Genomic DNA, 17,354 nt, shown 5'->3' with positions numbered 1-17,354 from the left:
CCGCCACTATCCGCTCGCGGCCGTCGGTTGTCGCGGGCGCGCGTCACCCGCGTAAACACGCGTGCCCGCGGCATCCGTCGGCCGTTGCTCGTACGATGACGACATGCAGACTCCCGCACCCGGCATCCGCATCGGCGACGAGGTGCGCCGCGCCATCGAGGCCGGCGCCCCCGTGCTCGCCCTCGAATCCACGATCCTCAGCCACGGGCTGCCGAGTCCGCGCAACCTCGAGGTCGGCCTCGAGTCGGAGCAGCTCGTGCGCACCGCGGGCGTGACGCCCGCGACGATCGGCGTGATCGGCGGCGTCGCGGTCGTCGGCCTCTCCCCCGCCGAGATCGAGCACCTCTGCAAGGCCGGCGACGTCGTGAAGGTGAGCGTGCGCGATCTGCCGATCGTGCGCGCCAAGGCGCTCGACGGTGGCACGACGGTGGCGGCGACGGCCTGGCTCGCCCATCGCGCCGGCATCCGGGTCATGTCGACGGGCGGGCTCGGCGGCGTGCACCGCGGCGCCAGCGAGACGTTCGACGAGTCCGCCGACCTCGGCACGCTGGCCGAGACCCCCATCACGCTCGTGAGCGCGGGCGTGAAGTCGATCCTCGACATCGGCGCGACGCTCGAACGGCTCGAGACCCTCAACATCCCGGTGGTCGGCTACCGTACGAACCGCTATCCCGGCTTCTACGTCGCCGACTCGGGCTTCGCGCTCGACTACCGCATCGAGAGCGCAGCGGATGCCGCGGCGCTCGCGCGCGCCCGCGACGAGCTGGGGCTGGCGTCCGCCATGCTCGTGGCGAACCCGGTCGACGAGGCGCAGCAGCTCGACCCGACGTTCCACGACCGGGTGCTCGCCGAGGCGCTGGCCGCGGCATCCGACGCCGGAGTCGCCGGGCACGACACGACGCCGTTCCTGCTCGACTACGTGCAGCGCGCGACCGGCGGGCGGAGTCTCGAGGTGAACCTCGAGGTGTACCGCGGCAACGTCGCACTCGGGGCGGAGATCGCGCGTGCCGTCGCCGGCTGAGACCGACGCCGGTGCGCCGCCCGGCGGCGTGCTCGTCGTGATCGGCGACCTCGTCGAGGACGTCGTCGTGTGGGCGAGCGAGCCCGTGCGCACGGCCACCGACACGGCCGCGCAGGTGTTCCGCGCCCGCGGCGGCAGCGGCGCGAACGTGGCCGCCCTCGCGGCCGCCGGGGTGTCGACCCGCTTCATCGGTCGCATCGGCGCGGACGGCGCGGGCGAGGCGCTCGTCGCCGACCTCACGGCGCACGGCGTCGACGTTCGCGTGCAGCGAGACGGCCGCACCGGAACGATCGTGCTCCTCGTGGACGCGGAGGGCGAGCGCACCATGTTCCCCGATCGCGCCGCCGCGGCGCTGCTCGACGGTGTCGATCCGGCCTGGCTCGACGGGATGGGCTGGCTGCACATACCCGCATACGGGTTCGAGCTGGAGCCGATGCGGTCGGAGATCGTCCGGCTCGCCACCCTCGCGCACTCGGCCGGCGCCGGCGTCTCGCTCGACGCATCCTCGACCGGGCTCATCGCCGGACTCGGCGTGGAGTACACGGTGCAGTCGATCCGCGAGTGCGCACCCGACGTGCTCTTCGCGAACGAAGACGAGGCCGCCCTGCTCGGGCTCACGGGCGGTGGCGCGGTCGCGGCATCCGTCGCTCCCATCGTGGTGATCAAGCACGGGCGGCTGCCGACCGACGTCCTCGAGGCGGGTGAGCTGACTGCGCGGGTCGACGTGCCACCGGTCTCGGGCATCCGCGATCTCACCGGCGCCGGCGATGCCTTCGCGGCGGGCTTCCTCGCGGCCATGATCGGTGGGGCGGATGTCACGGCCGCGTGTGTCGCCGGGCACGCGAGCGCGGCATCCGTGCTGACGAACCCGGGCGCGCAGCGCACGCGCTGAACCCGTCGAACCGACTCCGGCGGTGTCGAGCCGATCGCTGCCGCGGCAGCCGCATCCACCGTCGACAAGCCAGCCGTGATCCCCGGCCAGAACCGCCGACGCACAGACCTCGGCGCACCCAACCTCGACATCGCAACCCCTCCGACGTGAAGGTGTTGCGCTGACCAGTTGAGCCCGCCCGGCGAATCCGTCCTCGTGAGCGCGGATCTCCTCATTTGCGCGGTGGGCCGCGACGCACGAACGGGCAGTGCACAAGCAGTACGGGCGCGGCTGAGCTGCCAGCCGAGGCACGTATGCTGCAAGGCGGCGACGGCGCGGCATTCGAGCGGATGCGGCATCCGCTCTCCGCGCAGACCAGGAAGAGACCATGAGCGACAGCACCACCCGAGCCCGGACCCGAACCGAGACCCGAGCCGAGACCCGAGACCGGACCCGGGCCGAGATGCGAGACACGGCGAGGGCCGGAGCCCGACGCAGCCCCTTCGCCCGTCGCCCCGCCCCGGCCGGCCCGCGCGCGACCTTCGCACAGCTGCTCCCCTTCATCTTCGAGCACCGGCCCGTGCTGATCTGGGTCGCCGTGCTGAGCATCATCGGGGCGTTCACGAGCCTCGCCCAGCCGTTGCTCGTCAGCCAGGTCATCTCGATCGTCGAGGCCGGCGAGCCGCTCGGCTGGCTCGTGTGGGCCCTCATCGCGCTCGTCGTGGCGAGCGGCATCATCTCGGGCTACCAGCATTACCTGCTGCAACGCACCGGCGAGGGCGTCGTGCTCTCGAGCCGCAAGCGACTCGTCGCGAAGCTGCTGCGCCTGCCGATCGCCGAGTTCGACACCCGGCGCACGGGCGATCTCGTCTCCCGCGTCGGCAGCGACACGACGATGCTCCGCGCCGTGCTCACACAGGGCCTCGTCGAGGCGATCGGCGGCACCGTGACCTTCATCGGCGCGCTCATCGCGATGCTCATCATCGATCCCGTGCTGCTCGGACTCACCGTGCTGGTCGTCGCGATCGCCATCACCACGGTGACCCTCCTCTCGCGGCACGTGCGCGAGGCATCGCACCGGGCACAGGAGAAGGTCGGCGACGTCGCGGCATCCGTCGAACGCGCGATCAGCGCAGTGCGCACCATCCGCGCCTCGGGCGCCACCGACCGCGAGATCCGCACCGTCGAGGGCGAGGCCGAGGGCGCGTGGCAGGCGGGCGTGAAGGTCGCGAAGGTCTCGGCGCTCATCGTGCCGATCGCGGGCATCGCGATGCAGGTGTCGTTCCTCGTCGTGCTCGGCGTCGGAGGCTTCCGCGTCGCATCGGGCGCGCTCACGGTGGCGAACCTCGTCGCGTTCATCCTCTTCCTGTTCATGATGATCCTGCCGCTCGGACAGGCATTCGGCGCGATCACCTCGGTGAACCAGGCGCTCGGCGCGCTCGGGCGCATCCAGGAGATCCTCGACCTGCCCGACGAGGACGCCCACGACCGCGAGCTCGCTCCCCTCGCGCTGATGGTCGGCGAGGCCAACGCGGGCGTGCTTCCGGATGCCGCGGCGATCGAGTTCGACGACGTGCACTTCGCCTACGCGGCCACACGGCAGGACTCCGCCGACCCGGCGAACGACTCCCCCGACGAGCACCTGCCCGAGCCCTCCGTGGCGGAGCGGCAACCGGTGCTGCGCGGGGTCTCGTTCGAGGTGCCGCGCGGGCGGCGGATCGCGCTCGTCGGGCCGTCGGGTGCCGGCAAGTCCACGATCCTCGCGCTCATCGAGCGCTTCTACGACCCCTCGGTGGGCGCCGTGCGGATGGGCGGACTCGACCTGCGCTCACTCGATCGCGCGCAGCTGCGCTCCCAGATTGGATACGTCGAGCAGGACGCCCCCGTGCTCGCGGGTTCGCTTCGCGACAACCTCGAGCTGGGCAGCCCCGATGCGAGCGACGCCGAGTGCGAGCACGTACTGCGCGCCGTCAACCTCGGCGACGTGCTCGACCGCGATCCGGCCGGACTCGACGCCGCCGTCGGCGAGGACGGCATCATGCTCTCGGGCGGCGAGCGCCAGCGCCTCGCGATCGCCCGGGCGCTCCTCGCCGCCCCGCCGATCCTGCTCCTCGACGAGTCGACGTCGTCGCTCGACGGACTGAACGAGCGCATGATGCGCGAGGCGATCGACGCGGTCGCGGCCGGGCGCACGCTCATCGTGATCGCGCACCGCCTCTCGACGGTCATCGACTCCGACCGCATCGTCGTCGTCGACGGCGGCCGCGTCATCGGCGAGGGCACGCACGCGGAGCTCGTGGCATCCGTGCCGTTGTATCGCGACCTGGCCGCGCACCAGCTGCTCGTCTGAAGGCGCTGAAGCCGCGCGCTCTGGCGCGCTCGCGCTGCCTCGTGACGACCTCTTGACGGCGTACGACCACTTGCACGGGTCGTGCCGCCGGCAAAAGGTCGTGACGCGTGCGGTGAAGGCGTGACACGTGCGAGGAGGGGGCGGGCGTCGGTTCAGGGACATCCCGAGTGAACCTCAGTGCTGGCTCGGATGGCCGGGCACGGCGGCCTTCGTAGCGTGGGAATCCGCATCCACCACTCGGATGCCCCGAGCCATTCCCCCGATCGAAGGATCACCATGACCATCGCAACCGTGTCCAGCGCACGCGACCTCTCCCGCCTCGAAGACCTGCCCGTCGACCTCATCGACGACCTGCCGAACGCCGCGGATGACGCCCCCGCGACGTCGCGCACCGGATTCGGCGACTCGTTCGATCGCATCCAAGCCGGTATCCAGGGCTGGCTGCGGCACTGGGAGCCCCAGCGCCTGCCGGCGTTCACGGCGGTGCGCGATGCGATGCCGGCATCGAGCCGCGGCCGGAGCGAACTGCAGGCGTCGCCGACCCGCGACGACGGCGCGGTGCGCGTCACCGCCAGCGTCTACGACGGCCCGAACCGCGACGGAGGCCCGCTCAGCTGGTCGCGCAACTGGGCGAGCGTCGCCGTGCTGCCGCCGGCGCGCGAGGCGGGGCGACTCTACTACCGCTTCAGCGTGTCGAGCCGGCTCGTGCTCGACGGGCAGGCGGCTCTCAGCCTCGCGTCGACGAGCGTCAACTTCGGCATCGTCGCGGATGCCGCGAAGGCGAGCCCGTTCGAGACGACCGGGTTCGCCACGCCGATCGCGCGCCCGCTCGTGGGCGTGCAGTGCCGCGAGGACCAGGACGCCCAGGCCTCGCAGGTGTTCGAGGGGTCGATCGCCGTGCGCCAGGGCGACACGCCCGCGATGGCGTTCGTGATCGGCACCGACCTGCTCTTCGAGGACGGATGGGTGCGGGTGCACGAGGGATCCAGCACGTGGATCGGCTCCGCCGGCCCCGGCGCGAGCGGCACCGTCGAGTTCCGCTATGCGCCCGCGGCGATGCTCCGCCTCCTCGGCCGGCTCGACGAGCCGCACCGCGTCGCCTGAACGCGACGCGGTTAGAATCGGCGGATGCCGCGCTTCGTCGTCGTGCTGCCCCTCGTGCCGCTCGTGCCGGGCGACGAGTTCACCGTCGCCGACTGGCCGCTGCACGTCACCCTCGTCGAGCCGTTCCTCACCGACGTCGCCGTGGCCGACCTCGCTGCCGCGGTGAGCCGAATCGCCGGATCCGCCGCACCGGTGCGCGCGAGCGCCGGTGAGGAGGCCATGTTCGGCCGCCGCCGCGATGTGCCGGTCACCCTCGTGCGAGACGGCGGAGAACTCGCCGCCCTGCGCTCCGGCGCGCTCGACGCGCTCCGCGAGGCGGGTGTCGACCTTGATCGCATCCGCGCACGCAGCGACTTCCGCCCGCACGTCACGCGCAAGCGTCACGCGTACCTCGTGCCCGGCGAGCACATCTCGCTCGACACCCTCGCGCTCATCGACATGCGCCCGGCCGAGGGCGCGCACCATCGCAGCGTCATCGCGTCGTGGCGGCTCGGCGACCGGGACTCCGACGTCAGCGACTGACGGCGGGGCCGGACGCTTCGGGGCCGGATGCCGCGGGCCGAGCCGACACCTCGTCCGCATCGGGCCCGTCGGCGTTGCGGCCGTCGCGCCACTTCTGCCACGGCCAGCGCCCCGAGATCTCGAGCTCGAGCGACCAGCTGAGGAACGTGCGGATCAGCACGATGATCGCGAGCACCACGACCGAGTCGAGCGTCGGCGTGACCGCGACGGTCTTGATGATGTCGGCGGCCACGAGCAGCTCGAGGCCGAGGAGGATGGCGCGCCCGAGCACGCGACGGAACCGCGTGTAGACGGGGCTCACGCGCCGCAGGCCGCGAAGCGCGGCGTCGAGCATCGCGTAGACGACGCCGATGACGATCGCGATGACGCCGACGACGTCGATGACCTGGCCGGTCGCCTCGATGATCGTGCCGTATTCCATGCCGCCCCCTCGCGGCACACGCTAGCGCCGTCGCGACGCGATGCGGGTGCGACGTGCCGACACCACGGCACGACGCCGAGGAGGGCGGATGCCGCGGCATCCGCCCTCCTCGTTCGCTGCAGCTACTCGGCGTGCCGCAGGTGGTAGCGCAGGCTCGCGAGCTCCGCGTTCAGCGCGGCGGGCACGCGGTCGCCGAACTGGGCGAAGTACTCCTCGGTGAGGTCGCACTCGGCGAGCCACGAGTCACGGTCGACGTCGAAGAGGTGCTCGAGCGCGGCATCCGTGATCTGGAGGCCGTCGAGGTCGAGCGAGTCGGATGCCGGGAGCAGGCCGATCGGCGTCTCGACCGCGTCGGCCGAGCCCTCGACTCGCCCGACCACCCACTCGAGCACGCGCGAGTTCTCGCCGAACCCCGGCCAGAGGAACGAACCGTCGGCGCCCTTGCGGAACCAGTTGACCTGGAAGATCTTCGGCGCGTTCGCGCCGAGGATGCGCCCCATCTTGACCCAGTGGCCCCAGTAGTCGGCCATGTTGTAGCCGCAGAACGGGAGCATGGCGAACGGATCGCGGCGGAGCTCGCCGACGGTGCCCTCGGCGGCGGCGGTCTGCTCCGACGAGATGGTCGCGCCCATGAACACGCCGTGCTTCCAGCTGCGCGCCTCGGCGACGAGGGGGACGTTGGTGGCGCGGCGTCCGCCGAAGAGGATCGCGTCGATGGGGACGCCGTCGTGGGCGTCCCAGTCGTCGGAGATCTGCGGGCACTGGCTCGCGGCGACCGTGAACCGCGAGTTCGGGTGCGCGGCCGGGCGGCCCGAATCGGGCGTCCAGTGCCTGCCCTCCCAGTCGGTGAGCTCGGCGGGCGCCTTGTCGGTGAGGCCTTCCCACCAGATGTCGCCGTCGGGCCGGAGCGCGACGTTCGTGAAGATCGTGTTGCCCCAGAGCGTCTGCACCGCGGTCGGATTCGTCGACTCGCCGGTGCCGGGCGCGACCCCGAAGAAGCCCGCCTCGGGGTTGATGGCGTAGAGCCGGCCGTCGGGGCCGGGGCGCATCCAGGCGATGTCGTCGCCGATCGTCTCGACCTTCCAGCCGGGGATCGTCGGGCGGAGCATTGCGAGGTTCGTCTTGCCGCACGCCGACGGGAACGCCGCGGCGACGTGGTAGCTCTTCCCCTCGGGCGAGGTGATCTTGATGAGCAGCATGTGCTCGGCGAGCCAGCCCTCGTCGCGCGCCATCACCGACGCGATGCGCAGCGCGAAGCACTTCTTCGCGAGCAGGGCGTTGCCGCCGTATCCCGAGCCGTACGACCAGATCTCGCGCGAGTCGGGGAACTGCACGACGTACTTCGTCTCGTTGCACGGCCAGTCGACCTCGGCACGGCGGCGGCCGACGCCGTCGACGAGGGGATAGCCGACCGAGTGCAGCGTGCGGACCCAGGGCTCGCCGGCCTCGATGAGGCGGTAGACCGCGTCGCCCATGCGGGTCATGATGCCCATCGAGAGCACGACGTAGGGGGAGTCGGTGATCTCCACGCCGAGCTGCGAGATGGGTCCGCCGAGGGGACCCATCGAGAACGGCACGACGTACATCGTGCGGCCCTTCATCGAGCCGTCGAACACGTGGGTGAGCTCCTCGCGCATCTCACGGGGGTCGCGCCAGTTGTTCGTCGGGCCCGCGTCCTCCTCGTAGGTCGAGCAGATGAACGTGCGGTCCTCCACGCGTGCGACGTCGCCGGGGTCGGTGCGCGCGAGGTAGCTGTTGGGGCGCCACTCGGGGTTGAGCTTGATGAGCTTGCCCTCGGCCACGAGCTGCTTCGTGAGCAGGTCGGCCTCCTGCTTCGAGCCGTCGCACCACACGATCTCGTCGGGTTTGGTGATGCCGGCGATCTCATCGACCCAGGCGCGCAGGGCCGGGTCGCTCGTGCCGTGCTGCGTTCGGCCGGATGCCTCGGTGCCGATCGAGAAGTCCGAGATGGTCATCGTCGTCCCTTCTGTGGTTCTGCGGTGCTCGACGGTGCCCGACCGTGGCCGGAGCGGTTCGTACTTCAAGGATGCGCCGGATTCGACATTCCGTGCGTACGGTCCATCCGTTAAGAATGTGCGATCTTTCGCTATTCTTAAGGGATGAAGGCAGGCTCCCCCGATCTCGCGACGCTCGGCCACCGCATCCGGCACTTCCGCGGCGAGCGCGGACTCACCCTCGACCAGCTCGGCGATGCCGTCGGCCTCGCCGGCAGCCAGCTCTCGCTCATCGAGAACGGCAAGCGCGAGCCGAAGCTCTCCACCCTCGACGCCCTCGCTGCCGCCCTCGAGGTCGCCCTTCCCGATCTCCTCGCCCGTGAGGCGCCGAGCCGCCGCGCCGCGCTCGAGCTCGAGCTCGGCCGCGCGCAGTCGAGCCCGCTCTACGCGCGCCTCGGGCTCCCGACGATCAGGCCGGGCCGCAGCATCGCCGACGAGTCGCTCGAGGCGATCGTGGGCCTGCACCGCGAACTGCAGCGCCGCGCGACCGAGGCGATCGCCACTCCCGAGGAGGCCCGCCGCGCGAACACGGACCTGCGCGAGCGGATGCGCGCCCGCGACAACCACCTCCCCGAGATCGAGCAGCTCGCCGAGGAGCAGGTGCGCGCCTCGGGACACCGCGCCGGCGCGCTCACCCACCGCGAGGTGAGCGTCATGGCCGAGCGCCTCGGCTTCCAGCTCATCTACGTGAACGACCTCCCCGACTCGACCCGTTCGATCACCGACCTCGAGAACGGGCGCATCTACCTGCCGCCGGCCTCGATCCCCGGCGGTCACGGGCTCCGGTCGATGGCGCTGCAGGCGATGGCGCACCGGCTCCTCGGCCACACCCCTCCGGCGAGCTACGACCAGTTCCTCTGGCAGCGGCTCGAGATCAACTACTTCGCCGCCGCCTGCCTCATGCCGCGCGAGGCATCCGTCGCCTTCCTCCAGGCTGCGAAGAAGGAGAAACGGCTCGCCATCGAGGACTTCCGCGACGCGTTCGGCGTCACCCACGAGGCGGCGGCGCTGCGCTTCACGAACCTTGCGACGCAGCACCTCGACATGACGTTGCACTTCCTGCGGGTCGCCGGCGACGGGGCGCTGCAGAAGGGCTACGAGAACGACGGACTGCCGCTGCCGACCGATGTCACGGGCTCGATCGAGGGCCAGTGGGTGTGCAAGAGATGGAGCGCCCGCACGTCATTCGAGCACACGAACCGCACGACCGAGAACTACCAGTACACCGACACCCCGGCGGGCACGTTCTGGTGCGCCACCCAGACCGGGCGAACGGATGCCGCGGAGTTCTCGATCACCGTGGGAGTGCCGTTCAACCAGGCGAAGTGGTTCCGCGGGCGGGAGACCACGCTGCGCGCGGCCTCGACGTGCCCCGACGAGTCGTGCTGCCGCCGGCCGCCCGAGGGACTCGCCGAACGCTGGGCGGGCCGGGCCTGGCCGAGCGCCCGCCTGCACGTGCACGTGCTGTCGCCGTTGCCGTCCGGCACGTTCCCCGGCGTCGACGACGCCGAGGTGTACGAGTTCCTCGAGGCGCACGCCGAGCAGTAGGCGCGTCCCGCGGGCCGGCAACACCTTCGGGTCCGGCGCGCCGCTCCGGTGGGACAGCGCGGGCGCCGGTCGTCCTCCGTTGTGCGGATCGATCGCACGAGCGCCGTCGACACGCCGGCGTGCCGCGTGGATCGTCCGCGGACTCGCCGGCGCGGCATCCGCTCGTGCATTGAAGTATTGGTTGCATTAGTGTGTGTCGCACAGTATCGTGTGATGCATGACGATGGATGACACGACCTCGGGGCACATCCAGGAGCTGCGGCGCGGCACCGTCGTGCTCGCCTGCCTCGTGCGGTTGCGGCAGGCCGACTACGGCTACGCGCTGCTCGAGTCGCTGAACGAGCTCGGCATCACGGTCGACGCGAACACGCTCTACCCGCTGCTCCGCCGCCTCGAGAAGCAGGGGCTCGTCACGAGCGAGTGGAACACCGATGAGGCGCGGCCGCGCAAGTTCTACCGCACGAACGCCACGGGCGAGGCCCTCGCCGCCGTGCTCACCGCCGACTGGAATCGCATCGACGACGCCATCACCCGACTCACCTCAGGAGAAGAACGATGACCACCCTCACCGACCGCTACGTCTGGGCTGCGGCCCGCAGCGTTCCCGAGGCGCAGCGCGACGAGTTCGACCGCGAGCTGCGGGAGCGCATCGGTGACGCCGTCGACGCACGTCTCGCGGCGAGCGACGGCACGACCGCAACCGACGCCGAGCGGGCCGCCCTCGTCGACCTCGGCGACCCGGCCGCGCTCGCGGCGACGTACGTCGACCGCCCGCTGCAGCTCATCGGCCCCCGCTACTTCCTCACGTGGTGGCGACTGCTGAAGATGCTGCTCGTCATCGTCGTGCCGATCGCCGCGGCGGGCGTGCTGCTCGGGCAGATCATCTCGGGTGCGAACCTCGGCGAGATGATCGGCACGACGATCACCACGGCGCTGGCGGTCGTCGTGCATCTCGGCTTCTGGACGACCGTCGTCTTCGCGATGCTCGAGCGCTCGGCCGGCGCCGCGATGCCGCTCGCGACATGGACACCCGAGCAGCTGCCGCAGCCGCGCGACGACGCCCGTGCCGGGCGACTCGGCGACCTGATCGCTTCGGTCGTGTTCCTCGCGCTCTTCGCGGCGGCGATCGTGTGGCAGCAGTTCGGCGTCGTATGGCTCGACGGCGAACGCCAGGCGATCCCGGTGCTCGACCCGGACCTGTGGTCGCTCTGGATCCCGTACTTTCTCGGGTTGATCGTTCTCGAGGTGGTCTTCGCGGTCGTGATCTACCTCCGCGGCTGGTCGTGGACCATGGCCGGGCTCAACGTGCTGCTGAACATCGCCTTCACCGTGCCCGCGCTGTGGCTGTTCCTCAGCGGGCAGCTCCTCGACCCCGCGTTCGTCGAGGCGGTCGGATGGCCCTGGAGCGACGATGCGAGCACTCCCGTCGTCGCGGTGATCCTGGTCGTGGTGATCGGCGTCACCGTGTGGGACATCGTCGACGGGTTCCTGAAGGCGGCACGCAGCCGCGGAGGCTCGGCGCTCGGCGGGTACTGAGAACCAGCGGCGGATGTCCCGGGGCCCGGCTCCGGGGCATCCGCCGTGTTCGCCCCTTCGACGAGCTCAGGGACCGACCGGCGCGGCGCGCCTACTTCGGCTGCATCCGGATCGCGCCGTCGAGGCGGATCACCTCGCCGTTCAGCATCGGATTCGCGACGATCGAGCGCACGAGCGCGGCGTACTCCGTGGCGTGGCCGAGGCGCGAGGGATGCGGCACCTGCGCCTCGAGCGAGGCGCGCACGTCGTCGGACATGCCCGCCATCATGGGGGTCTCGAAGATCCCGGGTGCGATCGTCATGACGCGGATGAGGAGCTTCGACAGGTCGCGCGCGATCGGCAGGGTCATCCCGACCACGCCGCCCTTCGACGCCGAGTAGGCCGCTTGGCCGATCTGCCCGTCGAACGCGGCGACCGAGGCGGTGTTCACGATGACGCCGCGTTCCGGCGTCGCCGGGCCGCCGGGCACCTGGCCCGACACGGGCTCGGTGTCGGCCATGGCCGCCGCGGCGAGCCGGATCACGTTGAACGTGCCGAGCAGGTTCACCCGGATCGTGCGCTCGAACGCGTCGAGCGGTGCAGGCCCCTCGCGTCCCACGGTGCGGTTCGCCGTCACGATGCCGGCGCAGTTCACCGCCACGCGCAGCGGGCCGAGCGCCGACGCCGCATCGACCGCCGCTCGCACCTCGGCCTCATTCGCGACATCCGCCGCGACGAACCGGGCGCGATCGCCGAGTTCGGCCGCGGCCTCGTCGCCGCGCGGGCCCGCCAGGTCGACGAGCACGACGGATGCCCCGCCGTCGATGAGTGCGCGGGCGGTGGCCCTGCCGAGGCCGGATGCCCCGCCGGTGACGAGAGCTGCGGCGCCGTCGAGTTCCATATGGTGTCCTTTCGTGGGTTCGAGCCCGGTCCCTGAGCTTGTCGAAGGGGTCGAAGCGAGCGCGTATTCGGAGGCTCGCTTCGACAGGCTCAGCGAGCGGTCGGTCAGATGCACTCGATGACGGTGGCGTTCGCCATGCCACCGCCCTCGCACATCGTCTGCAGTCCGTATCGTCCGCCGGTGGCCTCGAGCTGGTTCACGAGGGTCGTGAGCAGGCGGGTGCCCGACGAGCCGAGCGCGTGGCCGAGCGCGATGGCGCCGCCGCGCGGGTTGAGCTTCGTGGCATCCGCCCCGGTGTCGGCGAGCCACGCGAGCGGCACCGACGCGAACGCCTCGTTCACCTCGTAGGCGTCGATGTCGTCGTGCGCGAGCCCGGCGCGCTCGAGCACCTTCGCGGTCGCCGGGATCACGCCCGTGAGCATGTACAGCGGGTCGCTGCCGACGACCGAGAACGCCCGGAACCGGGCACGCGGCGTGAGGCCGAGCTTCTCGGCGGCGTCGGCGCTCATGATGAGCGCGGCGGACGCCCCGTCGGTGAGCGGCGAGGAATTGCCGGGGGTGATCCGCCAGTCGAGCTCGGGGAACCGCTCGGCGAGTGCGTCGGTGCGGAACGCGGGGTTCAGGCCGGCGAGCGATTCGACGGATGTCGCGGGCCGCACGGTCTCGTCGGCGAGCGTGTCGACCCCCGTCACGGGCACGACCTCGGTCGCGAACGCGCCCGACTCCCCCGCCGCGGTGGCGAGCTCATGCGAGCGTGCCGCGAACTCGTCGAGCCGGTCGCGCGAGAAGCCCCACTTCGCGGCGATGAGCTCGGCCGAGACGCCCTGGTTCACGAGCCCGTCGGGATAGCGCGCGTGGATGCGCGAACCGTACGGGTCGGCGCCGGCCGCGCTCGAGCCCAGGGGCACACGGCTCATCGACTCGACGCCGCACGCGATGACGATGTCGGCCTGGCCCGACATCACGGCCTGCGCGGCGAACGTCGCGGACTGCTGGCTCGAACCGCACTGCCGATCGATCGTCGTGCCGGGGACCTGCTCGGGGAAGCCCGCCGCGAGCACGGCGTTGCGGGTGATGTTGTAGCTCTGCTCGCCGATCTGGCTGACGCATCCGCCGATGACGTCGTCGATGAGCGCCGGGTCGAGGTCGTTGCGGTTCACGAGGGTGTCGAGCACGCCCGCGAGCAGGTCCACCGGATGGACGCCGGAGAGGATGCCGCCGGACTTGCCCCGCCCCACGGGCGTGCGGATGACGTCGACGATGACGGCTTCGGTGCTCATGAACCCCAGCCTACGGCTGCGCGCTGCTCGACCGGCGCTCGTCGATCGCCGACGCCGGCCGTTACTCGACGAGCGCGGCGGCGCGCTCGAGCACGACCGGCTGCCGCTCGGGGAGCACGACCGGGTGCGTGCCCGCCATCGCCTCGATGACGCGCACCACCTGGCAGGAGTAGCCGTACTCGTTGTCGTACCAGACGTAGAGCACCGCGTCGGTGCCGTCGGCGATCGTCGCGAGTCCGTCGACGATGCCCGCGCGGTTCGAGCCGACGAAGTCGGTCGACACCACCTCGGGCGACTCGATGTAGTCGATCTGCTGCCGCAACGGCGACGTGAGCGATACCTGGCGAAGGTAGCGGTTGAGCTCCTGCTTCGACGCCGGCAGCTCGAGCTGCAGGTTCAGGATCGCGAGCGACACGTCGGGCGTCGGAACGCGGATGGAGCTGCCCGTCAGCTTTCCGGCGAACTCGGGCAGCGCCTTCGCGACCGCCTTCGCGGCGCCCGTCTCGGTGATGACCATGTTGAGCGCGGCCGAGCGTCCGCGCCGGTCGCCCTTGTGGAAGTTGTCGATGAGGTTCTGGTCGTTCGTGAACGAGTGCACGTCTCGACGTGGCCGCGCACCACGCCGTATGCGTCACTGATGGCCTTCAGCACGGGCGTGATCGCGTTCGTCGTGCACGACGCCGCCGAGAGGATGCGGTCGGATGCCGCGATGTCATCATGGTTGATTCCGTGCACGATGTTCTTGATCGCGCCCTTGCCGGGCGCGGTGAGCAGCACTCGGGCGACACCAGTGGAGCGCAGGTGCTGCGAGAGCCCCTCCTCGTCGCGCCACCGGCCGGTGTTGTCGACGACGATCGCGTCGTGGATGCCGTAGGCGGTGTAGTCGATGGTTGCGGGGTCGTCGGAGTAGATCACCTGGATCAGCGTGCCGTTCGCGAGGATGGTGTTCGCCTCCTCGTCGACCTCGATCGTGCCGGCGAACGGGCCGTGCACCGAGTCGCGGCGAAGCAGGCTCGCGCGCTTGACCAGGTCGTTCGCCGAGCCCTTGCGCACCACGATCGCGCGCAGCCGCAGCCCGTGGCCGTTGCCGGCGTGCGCGATCAGGATGCGGGCGAGCAGGCGCCCGATGCGTCCGAAGCCGTAGAGCACGACGTCGGTGCCCTCGCGCTCGGGCGTGCCGTCGTCGACGAGCACGGAGGCGAGTTCGCTGCGGAGGAAGTCGAGGAGCGGCATCCGCTCGCCTTCGGCGCCGGACTCCCGGAATCGCGAGATGAGCCGGGCGACGTCGATGGATGCCGGGCCGGGGGCGAGCTCGCGAAGGGCCTCGAGCACCAGCATCGTGTCGGCGAGCGGGAGCTCCTCGTCGCCGGCCTGGCGCGCGAAGCGGTGGGCCTTGAGCAGCGCGACCGCAGAGCGGTTGATCAGCCGGCGACCGTGGATGGAGGTCACCACCCCGTGCTCGCGGTAGAGGCCGCCGATGAGCGGGATCATCCGCTCGGCGAGCTCCTCTCGTGCGATCCATTCGGTGCGGCGGGCGTCGAACTCGTGGCTCACGTCATTCCTCCTCGGCCGGACGCACGGTGGGCGGCATCGGCCTCGTCGTATCGGGGGGGATGCGTCGATTCTACCGATGCCCCGCCGCGTGCACGCTGTACACCACGGCGTGAGCGGATGCCCCGGCGCGCCGTCATGGCAACAGGAATCGCGACCCTCTTGTCAAGTACCTAGACGAACTCGGAGTTCTATGGTCGAGTGGCGATGAAATCGCACCCGGCGCACACCGCCCGGCATGCGGCACACCAGTGGAAGGAAGATCCATGAACATCCTCCTCATCATCGTCGCCATCGTCGCCATCATCCTGCTCTTCACCGGAGGGTTCGTGCAGTCGCTGAACTTCCTCCTGTGGGTGGGAATCGCCCTGCTGGTCATCGCGGTCATCGTGTGGCTGGTGCGGATGATGACAGGAAGCCGCAACGCCTGACGCCGAACCGAATCGCCCCAGCGACCGACGCGGCGTAGAATCGACGCGTCCAGGCGCTCCGTTCGCGCCGGTGCTCGAAAAAAGGGCACATAGCCGATCCGCACACGCGGTTCGCGCGAGACACATACGGAATCCTCAATCCGTCCCGTCTCGAAGGACTCGCCATGGCCTCGGTCTCCGCGCACGTCGCGCACGCGCTCTCCACCTACGTCGACCATGTCTTCGGGGTGATGGGCAACGGCAACGCCGCATTCCTCGACGCGCTCGATCGCACTCCCGCCCGCTACACTGCGCTCCGGCATGAAGCGGGCGGGGTCGTCGCCGCCGACGCCCACTTCCGTGCGTGCGGGCGCCTCGCCGCAGCCACCGCGACGTATGGCGCCGGGTTCACGAACACCCTCACGGCACTCGCCGAGAGCCGCCAGGCCCGCATCCCCGTGCTCCTCGTCGTCGGCGACGCGCCCACCGCCGGGGCCCGCCCGTGGGACGTCGACCAGGCCGCCATGGCCGCCGCCGCCGGCGTGCCCACATTCACGATGGGCCGCGAGGATGCCGCGGCCACGACCGTGCGCGCGATGGAGCACGCGCTCGCGCACCGCACCGCGGTCGTGCTCGCGATCCCCTATGATCTCGCGGCGGCGGAGGCCGGGGAGCTGCCCGAGGACCTGCCGGCGCTCGCGCTCCCGGCGCCGCTCGCGCCGGATGCGACTGAGCTCAACGCCGTCGCGGCGCTGCTCGCCGCGGCGAAGCGCCCGATGCTCCTCGCGGGCCGCGGCGCGTGGCTCGCGGGCGCCGGCGACGCACTCGGGCGACTCGCCGCCTCCACCGGCGCCGTGACCGCGTCCACGACGCTGGCGCGCGGCATCTTCCCCGACGCCCGGTACGACCTCGGCGTCACGGGCGGCTTCGGCCAGGAGCGCGCGATGTCGCTCGTGCACGAGGCCGATGTCGCGATCGTCTTCGGCGCCTCGCTCAACCAGTTCACGATGCGGTTCGGCGACCTCTTCGCGCCCGGCACGCGAGTCGTGCAGGTCGACCTCGGCTCGGAGCCGACGGCGGCGGCGGTGACCGATTTCGTCGCGGGCGACGCCGGGCTCGCGGCATCCGGGATCGCCGACCGGATCGAGGCGGCGGGATCTGCGCCGAGCGGATGGCGCGAGTCGGTCGACTTCGCACCGCTGCGTCCGCACCACCCCGGCGACGGCATCGCTCCCGACGGCAGGCTCGACCCCCGCAGCGTCGCTGCCCGCATCGGCGAGCTCCTGCCCGACGACCGCGTCGTCGTCTCGGATGGCGGGCACTTCATCGGCTGGGCGAACACGCACTGGCCGGTGGCCTCGCCCGACCGCATGATCATGGTCGGCACGGCGTTCCAGTCCATCGGGCTGGGGTTCCCGAGCGTACCGGGCGCGGCGGCGGCGAGGCCCGGGTCGACGATCGTGCTCACCACCGGCGACGGGGGCGGGCTCATGGCGCTCGCCGACCTGGAGAGCGCCGTACGCACCGCCGGCGGGCGCGGCCTCGCGGTCGTCTGGAACGACGCCGCGTACGGCGCCGAGGTGCACCTGTACGGACTCAAGGGCTACGCCGATGCGCCGATGCGCATTCCCGAGGTCGACTTCGCGGGTCTTGCCGCCGCGGTCGGCGCCGAGGGCGTCGTCGTGAACGAGCTCGCCGACCTCGACCGGCTGGCGCACTGGGGGGCAGAACCCGCCGCTGCGCGCCCGTTCCTCCTGCTCGATTGCCGCATCTCGGGCCGAGTGATCGCGCCGTACCAGCACGAGATCATCGCGATCAACAGCCGCTGACGGCGCGTCCACGCAC

The 17,354-nt window shown here is 71.3% G+C and carries 14 protein-coding genes and 1 pseudogene; 10 read left to right on the top strand and 5 right to left on the bottom strand.

Annotated elements, in window-relative coordinates; translation table 11 throughout:
- The first annotated feature begins 103 nt into the window (after positions 1-103).
- The 5 genes from ACFWN7_RS16880 (at position 104) to ACFWN7_RS16860 (ending at position 5,868) form a co-directional block, all read left to right on the top strand.
- Entirely contained in the window at positions 104-1,021 is a 918-nt protein-coding gene (locus ACFWN7_RS16880) for a pseudouridine-5'-phosphate glycosidase (RefSeq protein WP_376940021.1), read from the top strand.
- Positions 1,005-1,913: a carbohydrate kinase family protein gene (locus ACFWN7_RS16875; RefSeq protein ID WP_376940020.1), complete on the top strand. Its 909-nt coding sequence runs from the start codon at positions 1,005-1,007 to the stop codon at positions 1,911-1,913. Before ACFWN7_RS16880 ends, ACFWN7_RS16875 begins: the two co-directional genes overlap by 17 nt.
- Before the next feature lie 442 nt (positions 1,914-2,355).
- Positions 2,356-4,242 (top strand): ABC transporter ATP-binding protein, encoded by a 1,887-nt coding sequence (locus ACFWN7_RS16870; protein ID WP_376940024.1) that lies wholly within the window; start codon positions 2,356-2,358, stop codon positions 4,240-4,242.
- Positions 4,243-4,518: 276 nt separating this feature from the next.
- A complete protein-coding gene (locus ACFWN7_RS16865) occupies positions 4,519-5,346 on the top strand; it encodes a hypothetical protein (protein WP_376940019.1) in 828 nt (275 codons plus the stop codon).
- Between the two features lie 24 nt (positions 5,347-5,370).
- Positions 5,371-5,868: a 2'-5' RNA ligase family protein gene (locus ACFWN7_RS16860; protein ID WP_376940018.1), complete on the top strand. Its 498-nt coding sequence runs from the start codon at positions 5,371-5,373 to the stop codon at positions 5,866-5,868.
- On the opposite strand, the gene ACFWN7_RS16855 is transcribed toward ACFWN7_RS16860, so the two are convergent.
- Both ACFWN7_RS16855 and ACFWN7_RS16850 read right to left on the bottom strand, forming a co-directional pair.
- Positions 5,858-6,289 (bottom strand): DUF1622 domain-containing protein, encoded by a 432-nt coding sequence (locus ACFWN7_RS16855; RefSeq protein ID WP_376940017.1) that lies wholly within the window; start codon positions 6,287-6,289, stop codon positions 5,858-5,860. The genes ACFWN7_RS16860 and ACFWN7_RS16855 overlap by 11 nt on opposite strands.
- Positions 6,290-6,411: 122 nt before the next feature.
- Positions 6,412-8,265 carry a phosphoenolpyruvate carboxykinase (GTP) gene (locus ACFWN7_RS16850; RefSeq protein WP_376940016.1) on the bottom strand — a complete coding sequence of 618 codons (1,854 nt, stop codon included), beginning with the start codon at positions 8,263-8,265 and terminating at the stop codon, positions 6,412-6,414.
- A 144-nt stretch (positions 8,266-8,409) separates the two neighbouring features.
- Here ACFWN7_RS16850 and ACFWN7_RS16845 point away from each other — a divergent pair, with 144 nt between their 5' ends.
- The 3 genes from ACFWN7_RS16845 (at position 8,410) to ACFWN7_RS16835 (ending at position 11,388) form a co-directional block, all read left to right on the top strand.
- On the top strand, positions 8,410-9,852 hold the full coding sequence (locus ACFWN7_RS16845; RefSeq protein WP_376940015.1) for a helix-turn-helix domain-containing protein: 1,443 nt from the start codon (positions 8,410-8,412) through the stop codon (positions 9,850-9,852).
- 223 nt (positions 9,853-10,075) lie between these two features.
- On the top strand, positions 10,076-10,411 hold the full coding sequence (locus tag ACFWN7_RS16840; protein ID WP_376940023.1) for a PadR family transcriptional regulator: 336 nt from the start codon (positions 10,076-10,078) through the stop codon (positions 10,409-10,411).
- The gene (locus tag ACFWN7_RS16835) at positions 10,408-11,388 is read left to right on the top strand and encodes a permease prefix domain 1-containing protein (RefSeq protein ID WP_376940014.1); all 981 of its coding nucleotides are present in this window, start codon (positions 10,408-10,410) and stop codon (positions 11,386-11,388) included. Before ACFWN7_RS16840 ends, ACFWN7_RS16835 begins: the two co-directional genes overlap by 4 nt.
- Positions 11,389-11,479: 91 nt before the next feature.
- Here ACFWN7_RS16835 and ACFWN7_RS16830 read toward each other — a convergent pair whose 3' ends face one another.
- The 3 genes and pseudogenes from ACFWN7_RS16830 to ACFWN7_RS16820 form a co-directional block, all read right to left on the bottom strand.
- On the bottom strand, positions 11,480-12,268 hold the full coding sequence (locus ACFWN7_RS16830) for a 3-hydroxyacyl-CoA dehydrogenase (RefSeq protein ID WP_376940022.1): 789 nt from the start codon (positions 12,266-12,268) through the stop codon (positions 11,480-11,482).
- A 104-nt stretch (positions 12,269-12,372) separates the two neighbouring features.
- On the bottom strand, positions 12,373-13,548 hold the full coding sequence (locus tag ACFWN7_RS16825) for a thiolase family protein (protein WP_376940013.1): 1,176 nt from the start codon (positions 13,546-13,548) through the stop codon (positions 12,373-12,375).
- A gap of 61 nt (positions 13,549-13,609) precedes the next feature.
- A pseudogene (locus ACFWN7_RS16820) lies at positions 13,610-15,039 on the bottom strand (glyceraldehyde-3-phosphate dehydrogenase).
- Positions 15,040-15,365: 326 nt separating this feature from the next.
- Between ACFWN7_RS16820 and ACFWN7_RS16815 the strand changes: the two are divergent.
- Together ACFWN7_RS16815 and ACFWN7_RS16810 are read left to right on the top strand one after the other, a co-directional pair.
- The gene (locus tag ACFWN7_RS16815; protein ID WP_376940012.1) at positions 15,366-15,530 is read left to right on the top strand and encodes a hypothetical protein; all 165 of its coding nucleotides are present in this window, start codon (positions 15,366-15,368) and stop codon (positions 15,528-15,530) included.
- 164 nt (positions 15,531-15,694) lie between these two features.
- On the top strand, positions 15,695-17,338 hold the full coding sequence (locus ACFWN7_RS16810) for a thiamine pyrophosphate-binding protein (RefSeq protein WP_376940011.1): 1,644 nt from the start codon (positions 15,695-15,697) through the stop codon (positions 17,336-17,338).
- Positions 17,339-17,354: the final 16 nt, after the last annotated feature.

Source organism: Agromyces sp. NPDC058484 (assembly GCF_042720415.1).
In the GTDB taxonomy this organism is placed as follows: Bacteria; Actinomycetota; Actinomycetes; order Actinomycetales; family Microbacteriaceae; genus Agromyces.
Note: the sequence above shows the minus strand (reverse complement) of the source record. Positions and strands in the feature narration are given on the sequence as shown.